11 protein-coding genes are annotated in these 18,163 nt (G+C 69.3%); 3 read left to right on the top strand and 8 right to left on the bottom strand.

Annotation, left to right across the window (positions count from 1 at the left end; genetic code table 11):
- Positions 1 to 157: 157 nt before the first annotated feature.
- On the bottom strand, positions 158 to 727 hold the full coding sequence (gene nrdR, locus BLU79_RS44035; RefSeq protein ID WP_093911681.1) for a transcriptional regulator NrdR: 570 nt from the start codon (positions 725 to 727) through the stop codon (positions 158 to 160).
- A gap of 563 nt (positions 728 to 1,290) precedes the next feature.
- Between nrdR and lexA the strand changes: the two genes are divergently transcribed.
- The gene (gene lexA / locus BLU79_RS44030) at positions 1,291 to 2,070 is read left to right on the top strand and encodes a transcriptional repressor LexA (RefSeq protein ID WP_093911680.1); all 780 of its coding nucleotides are present in this window, start codon (positions 1,291 to 1,293) and stop codon (positions 2,068 to 2,070) included.
- 194 nt (positions 2,071 to 2,264) lie between these two features.
- Here lexA and BLU79_RS44025 read toward each other — a convergent pair whose 3' ends face one another.
- The 5 genes from BLU79_RS44025 to BLU79_RS44005 form a co-directional block, all read right to left on the bottom strand.
- Positions 2,265 to 4,265 carry an ATP-dependent DNA helicase gene (locus BLU79_RS44025; RefSeq protein ID WP_093911679.1) on the bottom strand — a complete coding sequence of 667 codons (2,001 nt, stop codon included), beginning with the start codon at positions 4,263 to 4,265 and terminating at the stop codon, positions 2,265 to 2,267.
- Positions 4,266 to 4,732: 467 nt separating this feature from the next.
- Positions 4,733 to 5,563, bottom strand: a complete 831-nt coding sequence (locus BLU79_RS44020) for a GNAT family N-acetyltransferase (protein ID WP_093911678.1) — start codon at positions 5,561 to 5,563, stop codon at positions 4,733 to 4,735.
- Positions 5,564 to 5,736: 173 nt separating this feature from the next.
- Positions 5,737 to 7,554 carry an IucA/IucC family protein gene (locus BLU79_RS44015; protein ID WP_177001423.1) on the bottom strand — a complete coding sequence of 606 codons (1,818 nt, stop codon included), beginning with the start codon at positions 7,552 to 7,554 and terminating at the stop codon, positions 5,737 to 5,739.
- Between the two features lie 533 nt (positions 7,555 to 8,087).
- The gene (locus tag BLU79_RS44010) at positions 8,088 to 9,797 is read right to left on the bottom strand and encodes a diaminobutyrate--2-oxoglutarate transaminase family protein (protein WP_093911677.1); all 1,710 of its coding nucleotides are present in this window, start codon (positions 9,795 to 9,797) and stop codon (positions 8,088 to 8,090) included.
- Between the two features lie 265 nt (positions 9,798 to 10,062).
- On the bottom strand, positions 10,063 to 11,442 hold the full coding sequence (locus BLU79_RS44005; protein ID WP_371132066.1) for a M1 family metallopeptidase: 1,380 nt from the start codon (positions 11,440 to 11,442) through the stop codon (positions 10,063 to 10,065).
- Positions 11,443 to 11,894: 452 nt separating this feature from the next.
- On the opposite strand from BLU79_RS44005, the gene BLU79_RS44000 reads away from it, so the two are divergent.
- The gene (locus tag BLU79_RS44000; RefSeq protein WP_093911675.1) at positions 11,895 to 13,115 is read left to right on the top strand and encodes a trypsin-like serine peptidase; all 1,221 of its coding nucleotides are present in this window, start codon (positions 11,895 to 11,897) and stop codon (positions 13,113 to 13,115) included.
- 262 nt (positions 13,116 to 13,377) lie between these two features.
- Positions 13,378 to 14,586, top strand: coding sequence for a trypsin-like serine peptidase (locus tag BLU79_RS43995; protein WP_093911674.1), 1,209 nt, complete (start codon positions 13,378 to 13,380; stop codon positions 14,584 to 14,586).
- 136 nt (positions 14,587 to 14,722) lie between these two features.
- Here BLU79_RS43995 and hflX read toward each other — a convergent pair whose 3' ends face one another.
- Together hflX and BLU79_RS43985 are read right to left on the bottom strand one after the other, a co-directional pair.
- Complete coding sequence (gene hflX, locus BLU79_RS43990; RefSeq protein WP_093911673.1) at positions 14,723 to 16,216, bottom strand: GTPase HflX; 1,494 nt, start codon at positions 16,214 to 16,216, stop codon at positions 14,723 to 14,725.
- A gap of 191 nt (positions 16,217 to 16,407) precedes the next feature.
- The gene (locus BLU79_RS43985) at positions 16,408 to 18,030 is read right to left on the bottom strand and encodes a M1 family metallopeptidase (RefSeq protein ID WP_093911672.1); all 1,623 of its coding nucleotides are present in this window, start codon (positions 18,028 to 18,030) and stop codon (positions 16,408 to 16,410) included.
- Positions 18,031 to 18,163: the final 133 nt, after the last annotated feature.

Below are 18,163 nucleotides of genomic sequence, written 5' to 3'. Positions count from 1 at the left end.
CCCTGTACGGGCTAAAACGCCCTGAAGTGCCCCGATGTTCCCTGTGGCACGTGTTCTGTCTGGTGCTGCGGGCACCCTCTGATCGCCACCCGCAGCAGGTCTTGTGTCGCCGCCTGTCGGTCGGATCCGGAGTCCTGGGACCCGAACCGACCCTCCCTCAGTCGGCGGCGTTGGCGGGCACGGGGACCTGTGCAGCCCCGCCGGACCCGCGATCGTCTTCCCGGCCCCCCGCGACAGCTTCTGCGTCGCCTTCGCGGTCGTCGTCGTCCGCGGCGGGGCGTCCTGTCGCCTCCCTCAGTTCCGCGATCGCGGCCTCGAAGTCCTCGAGCGAGTCGAACGCCCGGTAGACGGAGGCGAATCGCAGATAGGCGACGAGGTCGAGCTCCTGCAACGGGCCGAGTATGGCCAGCCCCACGTCATGGGTGGTCAGCTCGGCGCTTCCGGTGGCCCGCACCGCCTCCTCGACCCGCTGGCCGAGCTGGGCGAGCGCGTCCTCGGTGACAGGCCGTCCCTGGCATGCCTTGCGCACGCCGTTGATGACCTTGGTGCGGCTGAACGGCTCGGTGACGCCGGACCGCTTGATCACCATCAGCGAGCAAGTCTCCACGGTCGTGAAACGACGGGAGCAGTCAGGACACTGGCGGCGCCTGCGGATCGACGTGCCGTCGTCGGTCGTACGGCTGTCGACGACACGGCTGTCGGGGTGCCTGCAGAAGGGGCAGTGCATAACTCTCAACCCTCCTCACAGCAGACTCAATAGCCTCGCTGGGCCTCATGGGCCCCTCGAAGCAGCCCCAAGCATAGGCGATCTCCGAGCGTCCGAAGACCGGGGGGACCACAACTTCTGGGCTGCTGCTGCAATCCAACCACTAGATGTGGGGATTGGCTCATACATGCACGCCCCGCGCGCGTGTCGCTTGCGCACAGGCACATGCCGTACCACCCCGCCGACGCGCCGCGGCCATCCGTGCACGGCCGTATCGCTGCGACACATACGGAGATACCGTGAGCGCCACACGGAGGGCGCGTGGGACTCCCGCACAGATGGGGGTCACTTCACGGTTGATCCGATGCCGGATGGCAGACTGGGGCGACAACCCACGAGGTCGCACACCGACGGTGAAGAGTACAACAATCGACCCTTTTGCCCGCCGGGAAGCACGTTAGCCATACACCCAGACACATACCCACGTCAGGTGATTCGCGATTTTTCACTCGAACGTGTGTTTGGCGCAACCTTTCGAAAGCAACTACCGTTGTGCAGCAGGGAGACCATCGAGAGGGGCCGACGTGACCACCACCGCAGACAGTGCCACCATCACTGCCCAGGACCGCTCCCAGGGCCGACTCGAGCCGGTGCATGCGATGAACGAAGCCATGAATCCCGAGGGACACAAGCGCTCCCTCCCTGGCCGACCTCCGGGCATCCGGGCGGACAGCTCGGGACTCACGGACCGGCAGCGCCGAGTGATCGAAGTCATCAGGGATTCCGTGCAGCGGCGGGGTTACCCGCCGTCGATGCGGGAGATCGGCCAGGCGGTCGGCCTGTCCAGCACGTCCTCGGTCGCACACCAGCTGATGGCACTGGAACGCAAGGGCTTCCTCCGCCGCGACCCGCACCGCCCGCGCGCGTACGAGGTGCGCGGCTCCGACCAGGCCGCCTCCGTGCAGCCCACGGACACCGCGGGCAAGCCCGCCGCGTCGTACGTCCCGCTGGTCGGCCGTATCGCCGCCGGTGGCCCGATTCTCGCCGAGGAGTCGGTCGAGGACGTCTTCCCTCTCCCCCGGCAGCTGGTCGGCGACGGCGAGCTGTTCGTGCTGAAGGTCGTCGGCGACTCGATGATCGAGGCCGCGATCTGCGACGGCGACTGGGTCACGGTCCGACGCCAGCCGGTCGCCGAGAACGGCGACATCGTGGCCGCGATGCTCGACGGCGAGGCCACGGTCAAGCGTTTCAAGCGCGAGGACGGCCACGTGTGGCTCCTCCCGCACAACTCGGCGTACGAGCCGATCCCCGGCGACGACGCGACCATCCTGGGCAAGGTGGTGGCCGTGCTGCGCCGCGTGTGACGGCTGCGGCGGGCGGAGCCTAAGGCATCGCCCCCTGACCGGGCCCCGGGACCCCTGCGCCGGTTCCGGGGCCCTGTGCTGTTTCGGGCCTGGCGCTCTGTGGACTGCGCCGCGTTGGTGTGTGCGGGGTCCTACGGCCACGGATTCCGGATCGGGGTGGCCCTGTCACGGCGACACGACAGGGCCACCCCCGATCACTGTGACTGGTCGACCTCGGCCTGATCCGCCTCGGCCTGCTTCGCCGTCGCGTCGATCGCGGCCAGCGACTTCCGGACCTGGTTACGGTCCGTCGTGTACCAGAAGTCGGGCAGTGACGCCTTCAGATAGCTCCCGTACCGGGCCGTGGCCAGCCGCTGATCCAGGACGGCGACGACGCCGCGGTCCCCCGACGCCCGTACGAGGCGGCCGGCGCCCTGGGCCATGAGCAGCGCGGCGTGGGTGGCTGCGACCGCCATGAAGCCGTTGCCCCCGCCGTCCTCCACCGCCTTCTGGCGGGCGCTCATCAGCGGGTCGTCCGGGCGAGGGAACGGGATCTTGTCCATGACGACCAGCTGACAGCTGGCGCCGGGCACGTCGACACCCTGCCAGAGCGACAGCGTGCCGAACAGGCAGGTCTTCGGATCGGCCGCGAAGTTCTTGATCAGCTCGCCGAGCGTCTCCTCGCCCTGCAGGAGGATCGGGAACTCGGGGATGCGGGAGCGAAGTTCCTCCGCGGCCAGCTGGGCGGCCCGCATCGAGGAGAACAGACCGAGTGTGCGGCCGCCGGCCGCCTGGATCAGGTCGGTCAGCTCGTCGAGCATGTCGACACGGTCGCCGTCGCGCGCGGGACGTGACAGGTGTTTGGCGACGTACAGGATTCCCTGCTTGCGGTACTCGAAGGGCGAGCCGACGTCCACACCCTTCCACTGCGGCAGGTCGTCGCCCTCCGTCCCCTCGGGGGCGAGCCCGAGGGACGCGCCGACGCCGTTGAAGTCGCCGCCCAGCTTCAAGGTCGCGGAGGTCAGGACGACGGAGCGGTCCGCGAAGAGCTTCTCCCGCAGGAGTCCCGACACCGACATGGGGGCCACGCGCAGGGACGCACCGAAGCGGTCGTGGCGCTCGTACCAGACGACATCCCACTCGGAGCCGTTGGTGATCCGCTCCGCCACGTCGTGCACGGTCTCGACCGAGGCGAGCGCCTGCTTGCGGACCGCGTCCTCGTCCTGCACGGACTTGTCGCGAGTGGCGCCGATCGCGGAGATGACGGTGCGGCAGGCGTCGCGCAGTGCCATGAGCGCGTAGGCGAGGTCCTCCGGGATCTCCTCCAGGCGGCCTGGCAGGGCCAGCTCCATCAGCCGTTCGAAGCCCTCGGCGGCGGTCTGGAGCTGGTCGGCGGCCTTCTCGTTGGCGAGCTTCGCGGCACGGCGGACCGCACGGTTGACCTGGCCGGGAGTGAGTTCGCCGGTGGCGACTCCGGTGACTCGGGAGACCAGTTCGTGCGCCTCGTCGACGATCAGGACCTCGTGCTGCGGGAGGACCGGTGCGCCCTCGATGGCGTCGATTGCGAGCAGCGCGTGGTTGGTGACGACGACCTCCGACAGCTTGGCCCGCTCACGGGCCATCTCGGCGAAGCATTCGGCCCCGTACGCGCACTTCGAAGCGCCAAGGCACTCCCGCGACGACACCGATACCTGGGCCCAGGCCCGGTCGGACACACCGGGCGTCAGCCCGTCGCGATCGCCCGTCTCCGTTTCGTCCGCCCAGTCGCGCATCCGCAGCAGGTCCTGGCCCAGTTTGCTGGTGGGTGCGGCCGCCTCGAACTGGTCGAAGAGGCCTTCCTCCTCGTCCTGCGGGACTCCCTCGTGCAGGCGGTGCAGACACAGATAGTTGGATCTGCCCTTGAGCATCGCGAACTCGGGGCGACGGCGCAGCAGCGGGTGCAGCGCCTCCACGGTGCGCGGCAGATCCCGCTCCACGAGCTGGCGCTGCAGGGCCAGCGTGGCCGTCGCCACGACGACGCGCTCCCCGTGCGCGAGCGCGGGCACGAGATAGCCCAGCGACTTTCCGGTGCCGGTGCCGGCCTGGACCAGCAGATGGGAGCCGCCGTCGATCGCCTCCGCGACGGATTCGGCCATGGTCACCTGGCCGGGGCGCTCCGTACCGCCGACGGCAGTGACGGCAGCATGCAGGAGTTCGGGGAGTGAGGGCTTCGTCATAGCCCGACCACCCTACGGCCCGGCACTGACAAGCAGGCGATCACGGTGGGGACTAGGGGCAGGATCAAGACCGGGGGTTCCTCGCGTGGGGATCGTTTCGGTTCGGGTTCGTGCAGGGTCGGGTCGGTTGAGGTCAGCGATGGTTCGAGCGCGGTCGAGGTCGGTTCGGCTGCCGTCGGGGAACGATCGGGCGCCGTCAGGGTCCGCTCGGAGGTGTCCTGGGCGATTCGGGGCCGGGACAGGGTCGGCTGTCGCGGGACGGCGGGCCGGTCTTGTTCGTCAGGCGTCTCAGGGAATCGACCTGGTCTTGGGAGATCGCCTTGTCCTGGAATTTGCTCAGCCTGGGGCTCGGCCTGGAAATGGCCCGGCCTGTTATCTGCTCGGCGGGATCTCGGATCGGTCGGTCGGGAGTGGGAACCGGATCCGCGCGAACGGTGTACCAAAAGTGATGACGCCACGACTTGGCGTCACAGCAGATGGCGCAGACTCCGGTCCCTGACCATGAGGACGGCCCGCTTGGCGGGCAGATCGATCTCGGTGGAGAACCGGAAGCCGGCGCTCAGGAAAGCGGCAACGGAAGGAGTGTTGCGAATGTCGGGTTCGGCGACGACGCGAGCGCAGGCAGGCCGCCTGTCCAGCACCAGGTCGGCGACGGCTCGGAGCAGAGTTCCACCGAGTCCTCTCCCGCGATCGCCGACAGCACCGATAAGGAGATGAAGCCCGGTGTCATGGGGCCGAGCCGGGTAGTGCCGGGCCAGCGGGTCGAGGTCGGCCCGGTAGATCTCCCAATAGCTCATCGGCGTGCCCTCGAGCATGCCCAGGCACGGAACGCTGCGGCCGTCACCCTGAAGCTGGGAGCGCAGATGCTCCTCAGCCGCTGCCTGGGGTCCCCCGAGCCCCCAGAACGCGGCGACAGCAGGGTCGTTCATCCACCGGCTGATGATCGGGAGGTCTCGCTCAACATGCACGGGGACCAGGTGAAGCATTCCTGCCGGTGTGCTGATCGGGCCCCAGTCGGCAACGCGGTCGAGCAGATCTTCGGCAATCGAGAGAACGGAGGCTGGTCCGGCCGCGCCGACACCGCCCCAGCTCCGCTCCCCGTCCGCATCGGTGCTCCCCGCGAAGAGCGCGAGGAAGTCGTCCGGCAAACGCAGATCCAGCGTGTCCTCACTGTCCGCGCCCTCGTCGGCGGTCTTGGTGATCAGCCTCTCACGAGTACCCGGGCTCGTGGCGATGCCGATCTCGGTGACGGGGATGGGGACGGTGCCGGCGTTGACACTCGCGTCAGTGGGAGGCACGGCGACACTCCTCTCAGGAGACTGGGCGGGTCATGTTCCCCAGGGATGAAGGGGGTTGGCGGAAGCCAGGGGCATTGTCAGGGACACAGACGGCGAGCGGGATTGGTCGACCACGGTCGAAGGGCCAGGTGACTGGCTGACGAGGTGCACGGTGATGGTCAGGATTGAAATGGTCAGGAATGAAGGGGGTTGGCGATGGTGACGTAGACGGACTGGGTGTCGACCGGGCCGACGAGTTCATCAAGGCCGTGCAACCGGGTCAGCAGGTTGGCCTTGCAGCGCAGAACCGGTGAGTCGAGCAGGTGGGCAGGCAGTGACGTGCGCAGCCGGGCGGGACCGAGGGCTACGTCGCCCAGGAACCGGCGGAAGGCGGCGAGCAGCAACTGTTCGTCGGCGAGACGCTGGGAGCCGAACGCTCCGATGAGGCCGAACACGTTGTTGATCGCGAGGTAGTAAGCGAAGCGTTCGTCGGTGACCTCGTCCGAGACGAAGGTGTCGCTGTGCTCACCGATGCCGGGCAGCCGGGCGTCGAGATCCGTGTGCCGGGACTCACGGAAGTAGTAGCCCTGGTTGTCGCGGTAGCGGCCACCCGAGGGCCAGCCGTCGCCGTCCAGCAGGAGCAGCGTGTTCTGCTGGTGTGCCTCCAGCGCGATGCCCGCCTCGGCGTCCAGCCACAGCACTGGCCGGACGACCTGTTCGAGGTAGCGCAGGAACCACTCGGCGGCTACGGCCCCGCGAGGGCGGCCTGTGCGGGCGGCGAGACGCGTGATCAGGTCGGCAAGACGGGACTGCAGCGGTTGCCTGTCCGACTGGGCTCGACTCGCGACGGCGGCGGACTGTGCCTGAGGTCGCGGCGAGAGGAGTCCGGCTACACAGGACACATCGTCGGCAGGCTTGAACGGGTTGTGCCGGATCATCACGTCGAGGCCGGCCACGGGATCACCGTTCGGCTCGTCGACGGCCAGCCAAGCCGGGTCGCGAATGACGTCGAACCCGGGGTGTGCGGCCCGCCACTGCGTCGACAGGCCGCTGCGCAGGAGTCGATGGACCTCGACACCGCGGTGCAGCTCCTTGCGGAGGTTCTCCCGCCGGGAGTTGGTGATGCGCAGGCCCAGCGACAGCTTGAGCATGGCTGTGGCGTCGGATCTGTGGACGGTTCGGACAGAGGAGGTGGGATGCCAGGGTGCGCCGTGGGCGCCGAGGTCCCGGAGCAGTCCGGCATCGAGCAGGGCCACGGTCTGGGGACGGTGCCGTACCTCGCGCAACTGCCAGGGATGCAGAGGCAGAGGCGTGTACCCGTCGGGCAACGGCAACCCCGGCCCGGCCAGACGAGCGGTGAGCTGGGCTGCGGGCACGACACGGCCGCGCTCGGTCCATGCCGAGTCGGTGGCGAGGAGGGAGGGAGCGACAGCCAGCCAGTGCAAAGGGAAGGAACCGCGCAACTCGGGTGAGTACAACCGCCCTTCGGCCTCGGAGAGACCCTCGCGGCTCTTCGGAGTCGGGTGGAGCGGGTGCCCGAGCATGAGTGCCTGCTCGGCCGTGAGGAAGAGGTCGGAGCCTTTGGCGGGACTGTCCCGGCGCTCGCTGATGAACGTAACGGTTCGCTGGACGGAGTCGGCGACCCGGGCGACGAGTTCGGTGGCAGCGGCAGCACCCGCTCCCTCGAGCGTCTCCCGGCTGAGCAGCGCCGCGAGGGTGACGGCGTCGATTGGTGGGGAGTGGTCGGGCGCGTCGACGAGGCGGGGGATGCCGAAGCGGTGCCATCCGGTCGGGGACCAGTATCGGACCGGGATCAACAGGGCCGTACCAGTGGCAGGCAGGGAGAGGCGGAGGATCCCGTTGCCGGGATCCGGGATGCCGGTCTCACGTACCCAGCAGCGGAGCAGGTTCTCCACGGCGGCGGCCTGGGCCGCTGTGTGCGGGTCCGGATGTTCCAAGAGGTCGGCGGTGCCATCGTGCAGCTGCTCGGGGTGTGGGGCCCCTGTCTGCATCGGCGCCCGTACCGACTCCTGCGCACCGGCAGCTCCCTGCGCCGACCCGCGGTCCTGCGACGCGCGTCCCTCCAGCGCCGGTGCACTCGCCTGGGCGGGTGTTCCTGGCCGTGCGGGTGTGACTGCCGGGGCGGACGCACCTGCCGAAGCGGGAGCAGGTGTAACTGCCGGGACAGACGCACCTGCCGAAGCGGGAGCACCTGCTGCCGGTACCGGTTTGCCGCCCGGTTCGGAACCACGTCCCTGCCCGCCGGGAGTAGGCGCCGTCGTCGATGTGGACGGTTCCTCCCGGGGAAGGCGTGCGTCGGAGGAGCCTCGCGCGCGGGTGTCGGCACGGCCGTCGGATGCGGGGGTGGTGATCAAGGCTGGTCCTCTTGAGGTGGTTCCGGCCCGTGCGGGACGGCCGACGTTCTGGGACGCGGGTGGGCATGTCTTTTGTTGGTGAGCCGTGACTCGGGAGCGGGTACGTCGACGGACGCCGACGCGAGGGCACTGCTCGGAGTGCGCGCTGATGCGCCCTCTCGGCTGCCGTGCTACCCCGCCCAGTCGGCCCGATCGTCGTGCCGCCGGTGCCGTGGGTTCGGCTGGTGTGTCCGGTCGTTGTCTGCGTGGTCGCGGGACACCGTGTCCACCGCGTCGGCCAGCCGGTCCAGCACTGCGGCTGCCTGCTCGTCGCTGATGGTCAGGGGAGGAAGCAGCCGTACGACGCTGGAGTGGCGGCCGCCGAGTTCGACGATCAGGCCACGTCGCAGACACTCCCGCTGGATGGCGAGCGCAAGTTCGGGGGCGGCGGGTCGAGGGTGACGTTCCGTGCCCTGCGCTGCCGCCGCTCCTGCTGCTCGGCCGATGGAGGCGGGGCCCGCCGATGAGCCACCCGCGCTTTCGGCGGGGTCGAGCCCTACGAGGACGCCTCTCCCGCCGCCGGCACGACCGAGACCAGCAGCGCCGCCTTCGGCGTGGCCCGGCGTCTCCCCGTCTCCTCCAGGAGCGGCCAGAAACTCCAGTCCCGGCCCGCTGCCGACCGGCCCACTGCCAACCCCCTCGATCCCCGCCAACAGGGAATCCGGACGCCCCTCGACACGACCGGGGTCGCTCGACGGCTCCACCACCTCGACCCCGATCATCAATCCCCTCCCCCGCACATCGCCGATACACGCGAACTCCCCCGCGAGTCCCTGGAGTTGGCTGAGCATCCGCGAGCCCAGTTCAGCAGCCCGCTCAGCGAGCCGGTTCTCGCGGACGTAGGCGAGCGTCGCCGTACCGGCGGCCATGGCGAGTTGGTTACCGCGGAAGGTGCCGGCGTGGGCGCCGGGCTGCCAGGCGTCGAGGTCGTCTCGGTAGACGATGACGGCCAGGGGAAGGCTGCCGCCGATGGCCTTGGAGAGGACCATCACATCGGGGGTGACGCCGCTGTGCTCCACCGCCCAGAAGGAGCCGGTGCGCCCGACCCCCGTCTGGACCTCGTCGGCGATCAGTGGGATGGATCGGTCGGCCGTGATCTGCCGCATGCGTCGCATCCAGCCGTCCGGCGCGGGGATGACACCGCCCTCGCCCTGGACGGGTTCGAGGATCATCCCGGCAGGGCGCGGTACCCCGGACTTGGGATCGTCGAGGATGGATTCGGTCCAGCGGGCGGCGAGTTCGGCGCCGTCTTCGCCGCCTACGCCGAAGGGGCAGCGGTAATCCTGCGGGTAGGGCAGGCGCGCGACCCGTACGTCGTAGGCGCCCCCGGACGCTTCGAGCGCTCCGGCGGTCATCCCGTGGTAGGCGCCGCTGAAGGCGAGCATTCCGGTTCGACCCGTCGCGGCCCGGACGAGCTTGAAGGCGGCCTCCACCGCATCGGTGCCGGCCGGTCCGCAGAACTGCACGCGCGCGTGCCCGGCGAGGCCGGGCGGCAGGGTGTGGAACAACTCGGTGATGAAGGCGTCCTTGACGGGGGTCGCCAGGTCGAGGACGTGCAGCGGTGCGCCGGAGTCGAGGACCTTGCGGATGGCCTCCAGGACGACCGGGTGATTGTGTCCGAGCGCCAAGGTCCCGGCGCCCGAGAGGCAGTCCAGGTAGCGGCGGCCGTCCGCGCCCTCGATGGTCAGCCCACGCGCCCGCACCGGCACGATCGGCAGGGCGCGCGCGTAGGTGCGCGCCGCCGACTCGCGCGCCGACTGCCGCCGCAGGATCCCTTCGTGCACGGCGCGCGCCCCCGCCGACTCGGACGTCCCCCCGCGCAAAGATTCGGTCACGGCCATGGCTCCCTGTCCTCCCGCTGTCCAGGGGCGAGCAGGTCTCTCGTGTCCTCGCCCGACCCGACATACGAAGCCCCGCGAGCGTCCACTCGAAACTCCGGGGAACTGGGCACTGGAGGCCGCCCATGGACGGCGGGCCCCCAACCGCTACCAACCCCGGACCGTTCACCGGGTTACGGGTTGCTTCAAGATCCTTGCCTGAGTGAAACCGTTGCCGGTTCACCACCGCCCAGAACCTTTCCCTCCGGATGAACCACGCGCTTGGAACTCATTTCGTCCGGGACGGCTTCTCCTTGTTGAAGAGCCAGACATCAAACAGTTTCGTCAGGTTCTTCCCGGACCTGGCCTCACACAGGGCGATGAACTGCCTGGTGTCGGCGTTGCCGTGCCGGTGCTGTCGGGTCCAGGTGCGGAGGATGTCGAAGAAGGTCTCGTCGCCGACGGCCTTGCGCAGCTCGTGCACGACCATGGCGCCGCGTCCGTAGACGGGCGGGTCGGAGACGCGCGCCGCGCTGGGAGGATCGGCCGGGGCGAAGGCCCAGATGCCCTCGCTCTCGGAATCCGTGCCGTCGTAGAAGTCCTCGAAGATCTGGTCGGTGTCCCTGCCGCCGTGCTCCTCCTCCCAGAGCCACTCCGCGTAGGTGGCCAGGCCCTCGTTGAGCCACATGTCCTTCCACTGGCGCGGGGTGACGGAGTTGCCGAACCACTGGTGCGCCAGCTCGTGCACGAGCAGCGTCTCGTCCGGCGCCTCGTCGAAGTAGGGCTTGGTCTGGGTCTCCAGGGCGTAGTCGAGGTCGGGCAGGTGATCGACGATGGCGCCGGTGGAGGAGAAGGGGTACGGGCCGAACCGTCTGCTCGCCCAGCCGACGATCTCGGGCACGAGATCTTTGACGTCCGCGGCGTCTTCGGACTCGTCGGGGTCGATGGCGACGTAGACGGGCAGGTCGTCGTCGGTCCGGCCCTTGTCGATCTCGAAGTAGCCGACGGAGATGTGGGCGAGATAGCCGGCCATGGGCTCTTCGGTGCGCCAGTGCCGGGTCACCGAATCGCCGTTGTCCTCCTGCGCGGTCAGCTCGCCGTTGCCGACCACGTCGTAGGGGTCGCCGTCCTCGTCCTTGGGCACGGTGACCGTGATGTCGTACGTGGCCTTGTCCGAGGGATGGTGGTTGCCCGGGAACCAGGTCATGGAACCGGCGGGCTGGCCGAGGGCGGTCGCGCCGTCATCGGTCTCGATCCAGCCTTCCAGACCTCCGTCGTCGTTCTCGATCGTGCGTGGGGTGCCGTCGTAGGTGACGACCGTCTTGAAGATGTCGCCATCCTTGACCGGCTTCGCCGGTGTCACCCGCAACTCGTCCTTTTCACGCGAGAATTGGGCCTTCGCACCCTGCACCGTGGCCGTACGTACCCGCAGCCCCGACAGGTCGAGGTTGAAACGGCTCAGGTCCTGCGTGGCGCGCGCCGTGATGACGGCCGTGCCCTTCAGACGGTTGTTCTCGGGCACGTAGTCCAGAGTCAGTCCGTAGTGCGCCACGTCGTAGCCGCCATTGCCGAGCGCGGGAAACAGCCGGTCACCCACCCCGGCAGCGCCAGGCCTCGGGCCTGCGGCGCTGTCGTCCCCCGACGCGGAGCCAGTGCAGGAGGTCGTCATGGCCAGGAGGAGTGCGGTAGCGGGAACCCAGCCGGACAGACGGCCCGAGGCAGCCGGCCGAAGCCGCCGGTCGTTCGCTGCATGGGGGGTCATGTCGAGTCTCCAATCGATCGCAGGACGCGAGACGTCAGAAACCCCGCACTGCCTCTCGGTTGCCTCACTGTCGGCAAAGTCTCTCAACAGCCCGACTTCTCACGGCCGCCCCAGCCGTCGGCGTGTCCGCTGCGAGACCGGAGTCGAGGGAACGTCAAATCAGCAAGTCTCTGGACGAATTGCCAGGTCAGCAAGCCCGTAGCGAAACCGTTGCCGTTCCGTCGGAACTCCCCCACAGCGACGGCATAGTGTGTGATGCCGTCCCAACCGCGCCGTGACCTCACGCGGAACCAGCGAGTGATCAGCAGGAGTTCACGGTCGCGGCGCCCAAGTACTGTCACCTCAGGGGGAGTCAGATCATGCGATCGATTCGGCCGTCGTTCACCGCTCGTCGGGAGAGGAGCGCGCGCCGCAGAACCTCCCCGCTGTCCGTGGTCGCACTCGCGGCGGCACTGGCCCTCACCGCAACGGCCTGTGAGTCGGGCGACGCCGAGGCCGGCGGCGAGGCCACCGCGTCCGCGGCGGCCGGAGGTGACGGCAAGATCACGATCCCGGACGACATCAAGGACAGGCTCAAGGAGCACGGGATCGACCTCGACAAGTGGAAGGACGGCGCCTGGAAGAACTGGGACAGGGACGACTGGCTGCGCGAGGCCAAGGACTACATCAACCCGATCATCGAGGGGCTGTGGGACCCGGACCGTATGCGGGAGGCCGACGACCCGGACCGGGGTGTCGACGACAGTGACCTCTCCGGTGACCAGGGTGTGACCGACCCGACGCCCGAGCCGGTGGACGCGCAGGCCGTGGCGCCTACGTACCACGCCAACGCCCCCCAGGCGGGGAAGGTGTTGTTCGACTCCCCCGACGGCCCGGCCGTCTGCTCGGCGACGGTCGTGAAGGACCCGGCCAACCCCGGCAAGTCCAACATGGTGTGGACCGCGGGCCACTGTGTGCACGCGGGCAAGAGCGGCGGCTGGTACCGGAACATCGCGTTCGTGCCCTCGTACAACGACGCGGCCATGGAAACCTCGGAGTTGGAAGGCGCCGCCAGGGAGAAGGTCGCTCCGTACGGCGTGTGGTGGGCCGACTGGGCGCAGACCTCGGACCAGTGGATCGCGCAGGGCGGTCAGACCGGCGGGGACGGCGCGTCGTACGACTTCGCCGTGCTGCATGTGAAGCCGGAGGCCGGCGGCAACGGCAAGTCCCTGGAGGAGACGGTCGGTTCGGCCCTTCCGGTGAACTTCAACGCCCCGGCCGTGCCCGACGTGGCCAGCATGAAGGCGATCGGCTACCCGGCTGCGGCGCCGTTCGACGGCCAGAAGCTGTACCAGTGCCAGGACAAGCCGGGTCGGCTGTCGATCAACGCCTCGGACCCGACGATGTACCGCATCGGCTGCACGATGACCGGCGGTTCGTCCGGTGGTGGCTGGGTCGCGACGGGCTCGGACGGCAAGCCGGCGCTCGTGTCCAACACCTCGATCGGGCCGGTCACATCGGGGTGGCTCGCGGGCCCGCGGCTGGGCAAGGAGGCCAAGGACATCTTCGACTCGGTGAGTGAGAAGTACACCGGCCAGTGATCTGCCCTGGTAGCGGTCAGTGAGGTTCCCCGGGTAACGGCCGGCGCCGTTACCCGGGCACCGGTCAGCGAAGGCATCATGGGCACCGGCGGCGGGGCGGTGGGGAGAAACCTTCACCGCCTCGCCGCCGTTCGCCCTCAATTCCCCGGGCATAGTGGGGTGTCGCGTTCGAGGGGCCGCACCGGAGCCTGTACGCCCCGCGCGACAGGCGCCTGCCATCAGGCACGACACCACAGCACGTTCCCACGGGGGTTACCGCACCATGCGTTCCACACGTACGCCCGCAGCGCCACGCCGCGGGCGGCGCTCCGTCCTCACCGCCACCGGGTTCGTCGCCGCCCTGGCGCTGACCGCGACCGCCTGTGGCGGCTCGGCACAGGACACGGCGGGCGACAAGGCCGACGCAGCCGCGTCCCAGGCCGCCGGCATCGGCGACGGCAAGATCCAGATCCCGGCCGACATCGCGGACAAGCTCAAGGAGCATGGCATCGATGTCGACAAGTGGAAGGACGGCGCCTGGAAGAACTGGGACAAGGACAAGTGGCTCAGCGAAGCCAAGGACTTCGTCAACCCGGTGATCGAGGGCCTCTGGAAGCCTGAGCGGATGCAGTCCGCCAAGGAGGCCAACAAGACGATCACCACGCAGGACGCCGCGGCCGACCAGGGCATCAGTGACCCGGAGCCGGCGCCCGTCGAGGCCACGGCCGAGAAGACTCCGTACCACGAGAACGCGGCCCCCGTCGGCAAGGTCTTCTTCGACTCCCCCGACGGCCCGGCCGTCTGCTCCGGCACGGTCATCAAGGACGTCAACCACCCCGGCAAGTCCAACCTCGTCTGGACGGCCGGCCACTGCGTGCACGCCGGTGGCAAGGGTGGCTGGTACCGCAACATCGTCTTCGTGCCCGCCTACAACGACCTCGGCAAGTCCGCGGCCCAGCTGCGCAACGCGAACGCCTCCGAGGTCGCCCCGTACGGCAACTGGTGGGCCGACTGGGTCTCGACCTCGAACGAGTGGATCCAGGGCGGCTCGGAGACCGGCGGCGCGGGTGCCACGTACGACTACTCCGTCCTGCATGTGAAGCCGGAGCAGGGCTCCAAGTCGCTCGAGGAGACGGTCGGCGCCGCGCTCGACGTGGACTTCTCGACCCCGTCGGCGGCCGACGTCGCCACGATGGGCGCCTGGGGCTACCCGGCGGCAGCGCCGTACAGCGGCCTGCAGATGTTCAGGTGCCTCGACCGGCCGGGCCGCCTCTCGCTGAGCCCGACCCTGCCGACGATGTACCGCATCGGCTGCACCATGACCGGCGGTTCGTCGGGCGGCGGCTGGTTCCGGGTGGTGGGCGGCGAGACCAAGCTGGTGTCGAACACGTCGATCGGCCCGGCGGACAACACCTGGCTCGCGGGCCCGCAGTTGGGGGCGAAGGCCGAAGCGCTGTACCAGAACATGAGCAAGACGTACGGCGGTAAGTGACACGGGCTGACGCGCCCGGACGGACAGGACACGCACTGAAGGCCCGCTCCCCTGCGACAGGGGGCGGGCCTTCGGCGGTTCTACGGCAGCTCAGGCCGCCGTCTCACGACGGCCCAGGCGGTCGGCGTACGACAGCTCAGGCGGTCGGCGTCGGAACGTACGGCGCGAGATCCGCCGCCAGCTCCTCATGCACCCGCACCTTGAGCAGCGTGCCCTCCGGGGTGTGCTCCTCGGAGATCACCTCGCCCTCGGTGTGGGCGCGGGCGACCAGCTTGCCGTGCGTGTACGGCACGAGCGCCTCGATCTCGACCGACGGACGCGGCAGCTCGCTGTCGATCAGCGCGAGCAGCTCCTCGATGCCCTTGCCGGTACGGGCCGAGACCGCGATGGAACGCTTCTCGATCCGCATCAGGCGCTGCAGCGTCAGCGGATCGGCCGCGTCCGCCTTGTTGATCACGACGATCTCCGGCACATCGGTCGCGCCGACGTCCCTGATCACCTCGCGCACGGCGGCCAGCTGCTCCTCCGGGTTCGGGTGCGAACCGTCCACCACGTGCAGGATCAGGTCGGAGTCACCGACCTCTTCCATGGTGGAGCGGAACGCCTCGACCAGGTGGTGCGGCAGGTGTCGTACGAAGCCGACCGTGTCGGCCAGCGTGTACTGACGTCCGCCCGGGGTCTCGGCCCGGCGCACGGTCGGGTCGAGGGTCGCGAACAGGGCGTTCTCGACCAGCACGCCCGCGCCGGTGAGGCGGTTGAGCAGGGACGACTTGCCGGCGTTGGTGTAGCCCGCGATGGCGACGGACGGCACCTTGTTGCGCCGGCGCACCTGGCGCTGGATGTCGCGGCCGGTCTTCATCTCCGCGATCTCCCGGCGCATCTTCGCCATCTTCTCGCGGATCCGACGCCGGTCCGTCTCGATCTTGGTCTCACCGGGACCACGGGTGGCGAGGCCGCCGCCCTTGCCGCCGCCCATCTGCCGGGACAGCGACTGACCCCAGCCGCGGAGCCTCGGCAGCATGTACTGCATCTGCGCGAGCGCGACCTGCGCCTTGCCCTCTCGGGACTTGGCGTGCTGGGCGAAGATGTCGAGGATCAGAGCCGTACGGTCGATGACCTTGACCTTGACGACGTCTTCGAGGTGGATGAGCTGGCCCGGGCTGAGCTCACCGTCGCAGATGACGGTGTCGGCGCCGGTCTCGAGGACGATGTCCCTGAGCTCGGTGGCCTTGCCGGAGCCGATGTAGGTGGCCGCGTCGGGCTTGTCGCGGCGCTGCGTCACGCCGTCGAGCACCAGCGCGCCCGCGGTCTCCGCGAGGGCGGCGAGCTCCGCGAGGGAGTTGTCCGCGTCCTGCACGGTCCCCGAGGTCCAGACACCGACGAGCACGACCCGCTCCAGGCGGAGCTGGCGGTACTCGACCTCGGTGACGTCCTCGAGCTCGGTGGAGAGGCCCGCCACACGGCGCAGTGCCGCGCGCTCGGAGCGGTCGAACTGGTCGCCGTCCCGCTCTCCGTCGATCTCGAGGCTCCAGGCGACGTCCTCTTCCATCAGGGCATCGGCCCGAAGACCTTCGGGATAGCTGTGCGCGAGGCGCTGAGTGTCCTGGGAAAAGGAAGAAGAGGAGGTCATTGGGTCCTTACGTCTATGGGAATCCGTTTGCGCCGACGGCGGCAGTGGCACCGGTGCCTCGGAAGGTCTCCGTAGCACCCGGGAGCTGATCCGTCACTGCTCCCAACGCACGAGTGCCCCGGGAGATTCCCGTGTCCCGTGCCGCGCCGACCCGAAAATGGTCGCACGGCACGGGACGTCTCGTCACCGTCTTATTTCGCGTTCCTCGCGTTGCTGGTGCTCCTCGCGGTCTGCCCGGTCTTCTTGGCCTTTCCGGTCTTCGCGGTCTTCGCAGCCGTCGCGGCCTTCCCGCTCTTCGCGGGCTCCTTCTCGGGGTCCGCCGCCTTCCACTCCGGCTGACCGGGCATCGGCGGGGTCTTCTTGCCGTACAGCCAGGACTGCATGAACCCGTCGAGGTGGCGTCCGGAGATCTCCTCCGCGAGCTCGATGAAGTCCGCGGTCGAGGCGGACGCGTCCTGGTGACGGCTCACCCACGCGCGTTCCAGGTTCTCGAAGGCCGGGCGGCCGATCTCCTGGCGCAGGGCGTACAGGACCAGGGCCGCGCCGTCGTAGACGTTCGGCCGGAAGATGCCGTTCTTCTTGCCGGGCTCGGGCGCCTTGGGGGCCGCGGGTGGTCCGCCGGCCGCGCGCCAGCGGTCGGAGGCGGCGTACGCGGCCTTCATCCGTGCCTCCAACGGCTTGTCGGCCTTCTCCGCCGCGTACAGGGCCTCGTACCAGGTGGCGTGTCCCTCGCTGAGCCACAGGTCGGACCAGGTGCGCGGGCTGACGCTGTCGCCGAACCACTGGTGGGCCAGCTCATGCACCATGATCGACTCGACGTACCACTTGGGGAACACGGACTCGGTGAAGAGCCCTCTCTCGAAGAGGGAGAGGGTCTGGGTCTCCAGCTCGAAGCCGGTGGCGACGTCGGCCATGAGCAGGCCGTACGTCTCGAAGGGGTACCGGCCGATCTTGCTCTCCATCCAGGAGATCTGGCCGGGGGTCTTCTCCAGCCACGGTTCCAGCTGCTTACGGTGCTCGGTGGGCACCACGTCCCGGACGGGCAGTCCGTGCGGGCCGGTGCGGTGCAGCACCGTGGAGCGGCCGATGGAGATCTGGGCGAGCTCGGTGGCCATGGGATGCGCGGTCCGGTACGTCCATGTCGTCGTCCGGCCCGCGCGGTCCACGTCGGTCCGCAGGCCGTTGGCGACGGCGGTGTAGCCGTTGGGCGCGGTGACCCGGATGGTGAACAGCGCCTTGTCCGAGGGGTGGTCGTTGCTCGGGAACACGACGTGGGCGGCATCGGCCTGGTTGGCCATCGCGAGGCCGTCGGAGGTCCGCACCCAGCCGCCCTCCCGCTTGTCCCCGTACACGGGATCGCTGGTGTGCCGCACCGTGATCCGCGTCAAGCTGCCGTCGGGCAGCGGACTCTCGGGCGTCACCACGAGGTCCTCACCGACGCTGCTGAACGACGCGGGCTCCCCGTCGACCTCGACGGACTCGACCTTGCCGTGGGCGAAGTCCAGATTGATGCGGTCGAGGTCCGTGGTCGTCCAGGCGTCGATGCTGGTGACGGCTTGGAGGGGCTTGGTGTTGGTGCCCGGATACGTGAAGGAGAGGTCGTACGACGCCACGTCGTAGCCGGGATTGCCCAGGTGCGGGTAGAGGCGGTCGCCGACACCCAGGGGTGTGGCGGGGGCACTCGCCGCGAGGAGACAGGTGGAGACGGCCGCGGCGAGCAGCGCGGGCATCCTGAGGCGCCGGGTGGACCGGGGACGGGAGCGAGGGGCGCCAAGGGCTGGCCGCCGAGCCTCGGTGCGGGGGGTGAGCAGCATGCACCACGGCTATCAGCGCAGGTGTGCGGGCCGTCGAAGACGCGCGATCGGCACACTCGAACGGGTATGTCAGGTGGGTGCAGGGTTTGGGGAGCGGCCGGCATGCCCGGCCGACGGGGGCCGATGTCGCAAG

Origin of the sequence: Streptomyces sp. cf386 (assembly GCF_900103585.1) — a bacterium.
Lineage (GTDB): Bacteria > Actinomycetota > Actinomycetes > Streptomycetales > Streptomycetaceae > Streptomyces.
This window is presented reverse-complemented; position numbering and strand designations above follow the sequence as displayed.

Excerpts from the sequence above, each read along its gene's own strand:
- nrdR (WP_093911681.1), bottom strand. The coding sequence starts at position 727 with ATGCACTGCCCCTTCTGCAGGCACCCCGACAGCCGTGTCGTCGACAGC.
- BLU79_RS44025 (WP_093911679.1), bottom strand. The coding sequence starts at position 4,265 with ATGACGAAGCCCTCACTCCCCGAACTCCTGCATGCTGCCGTCACTGCC.
- BLU79_RS44015 (WP_177001423.1), bottom strand. The coding sequence starts at position 7,554 with ATGCAGACAGGGGCCCCACACCCCGAGCAGCTGCACGATGGCACCGCC.
- BLU79_RS44010 (WP_093911677.1), bottom strand. The coding sequence starts at position 9,797 with ATGGCCGTGACCGAATCTTTGCGCGGGGGGACGTCCGAGTCGGCGGGG.
- BLU79_RS44005 (WP_371132066.1), bottom strand. The coding sequence starts at position 11,442 with ATGACGACCTCCTGCACTGGCTCCGCGTCGGGGGACGACAGCGCCGCA.
- BLU79_RS44000 (WP_093911675.1), top strand. The coding sequence starts at position 11,895 with ATGCGATCGATTCGGCCGTCGTTCACCGCTCGTCGGGAGAGGAGCGCG.
- BLU79_RS43995 (WP_093911674.1), top strand. The coding sequence starts at position 13,378 with ATGCGTTCCACACGTACGCCCGCAGCGCCACGCCGCGGGCGGCGCTCC.
- hflX (WP_093911673.1), bottom strand. The coding sequence starts at position 16,216 with ATGACCTCCTCTTCTTCCTTTTCCCAGGACACTCAGCGCCTCGCGCAC.
- BLU79_RS43985 (WP_093911672.1), bottom strand. The coding sequence starts at position 18,030 with ATGCTGCTCACCCCCCGCACCGAGGCTCGGCGGCCAGCCCTTGGCGCC.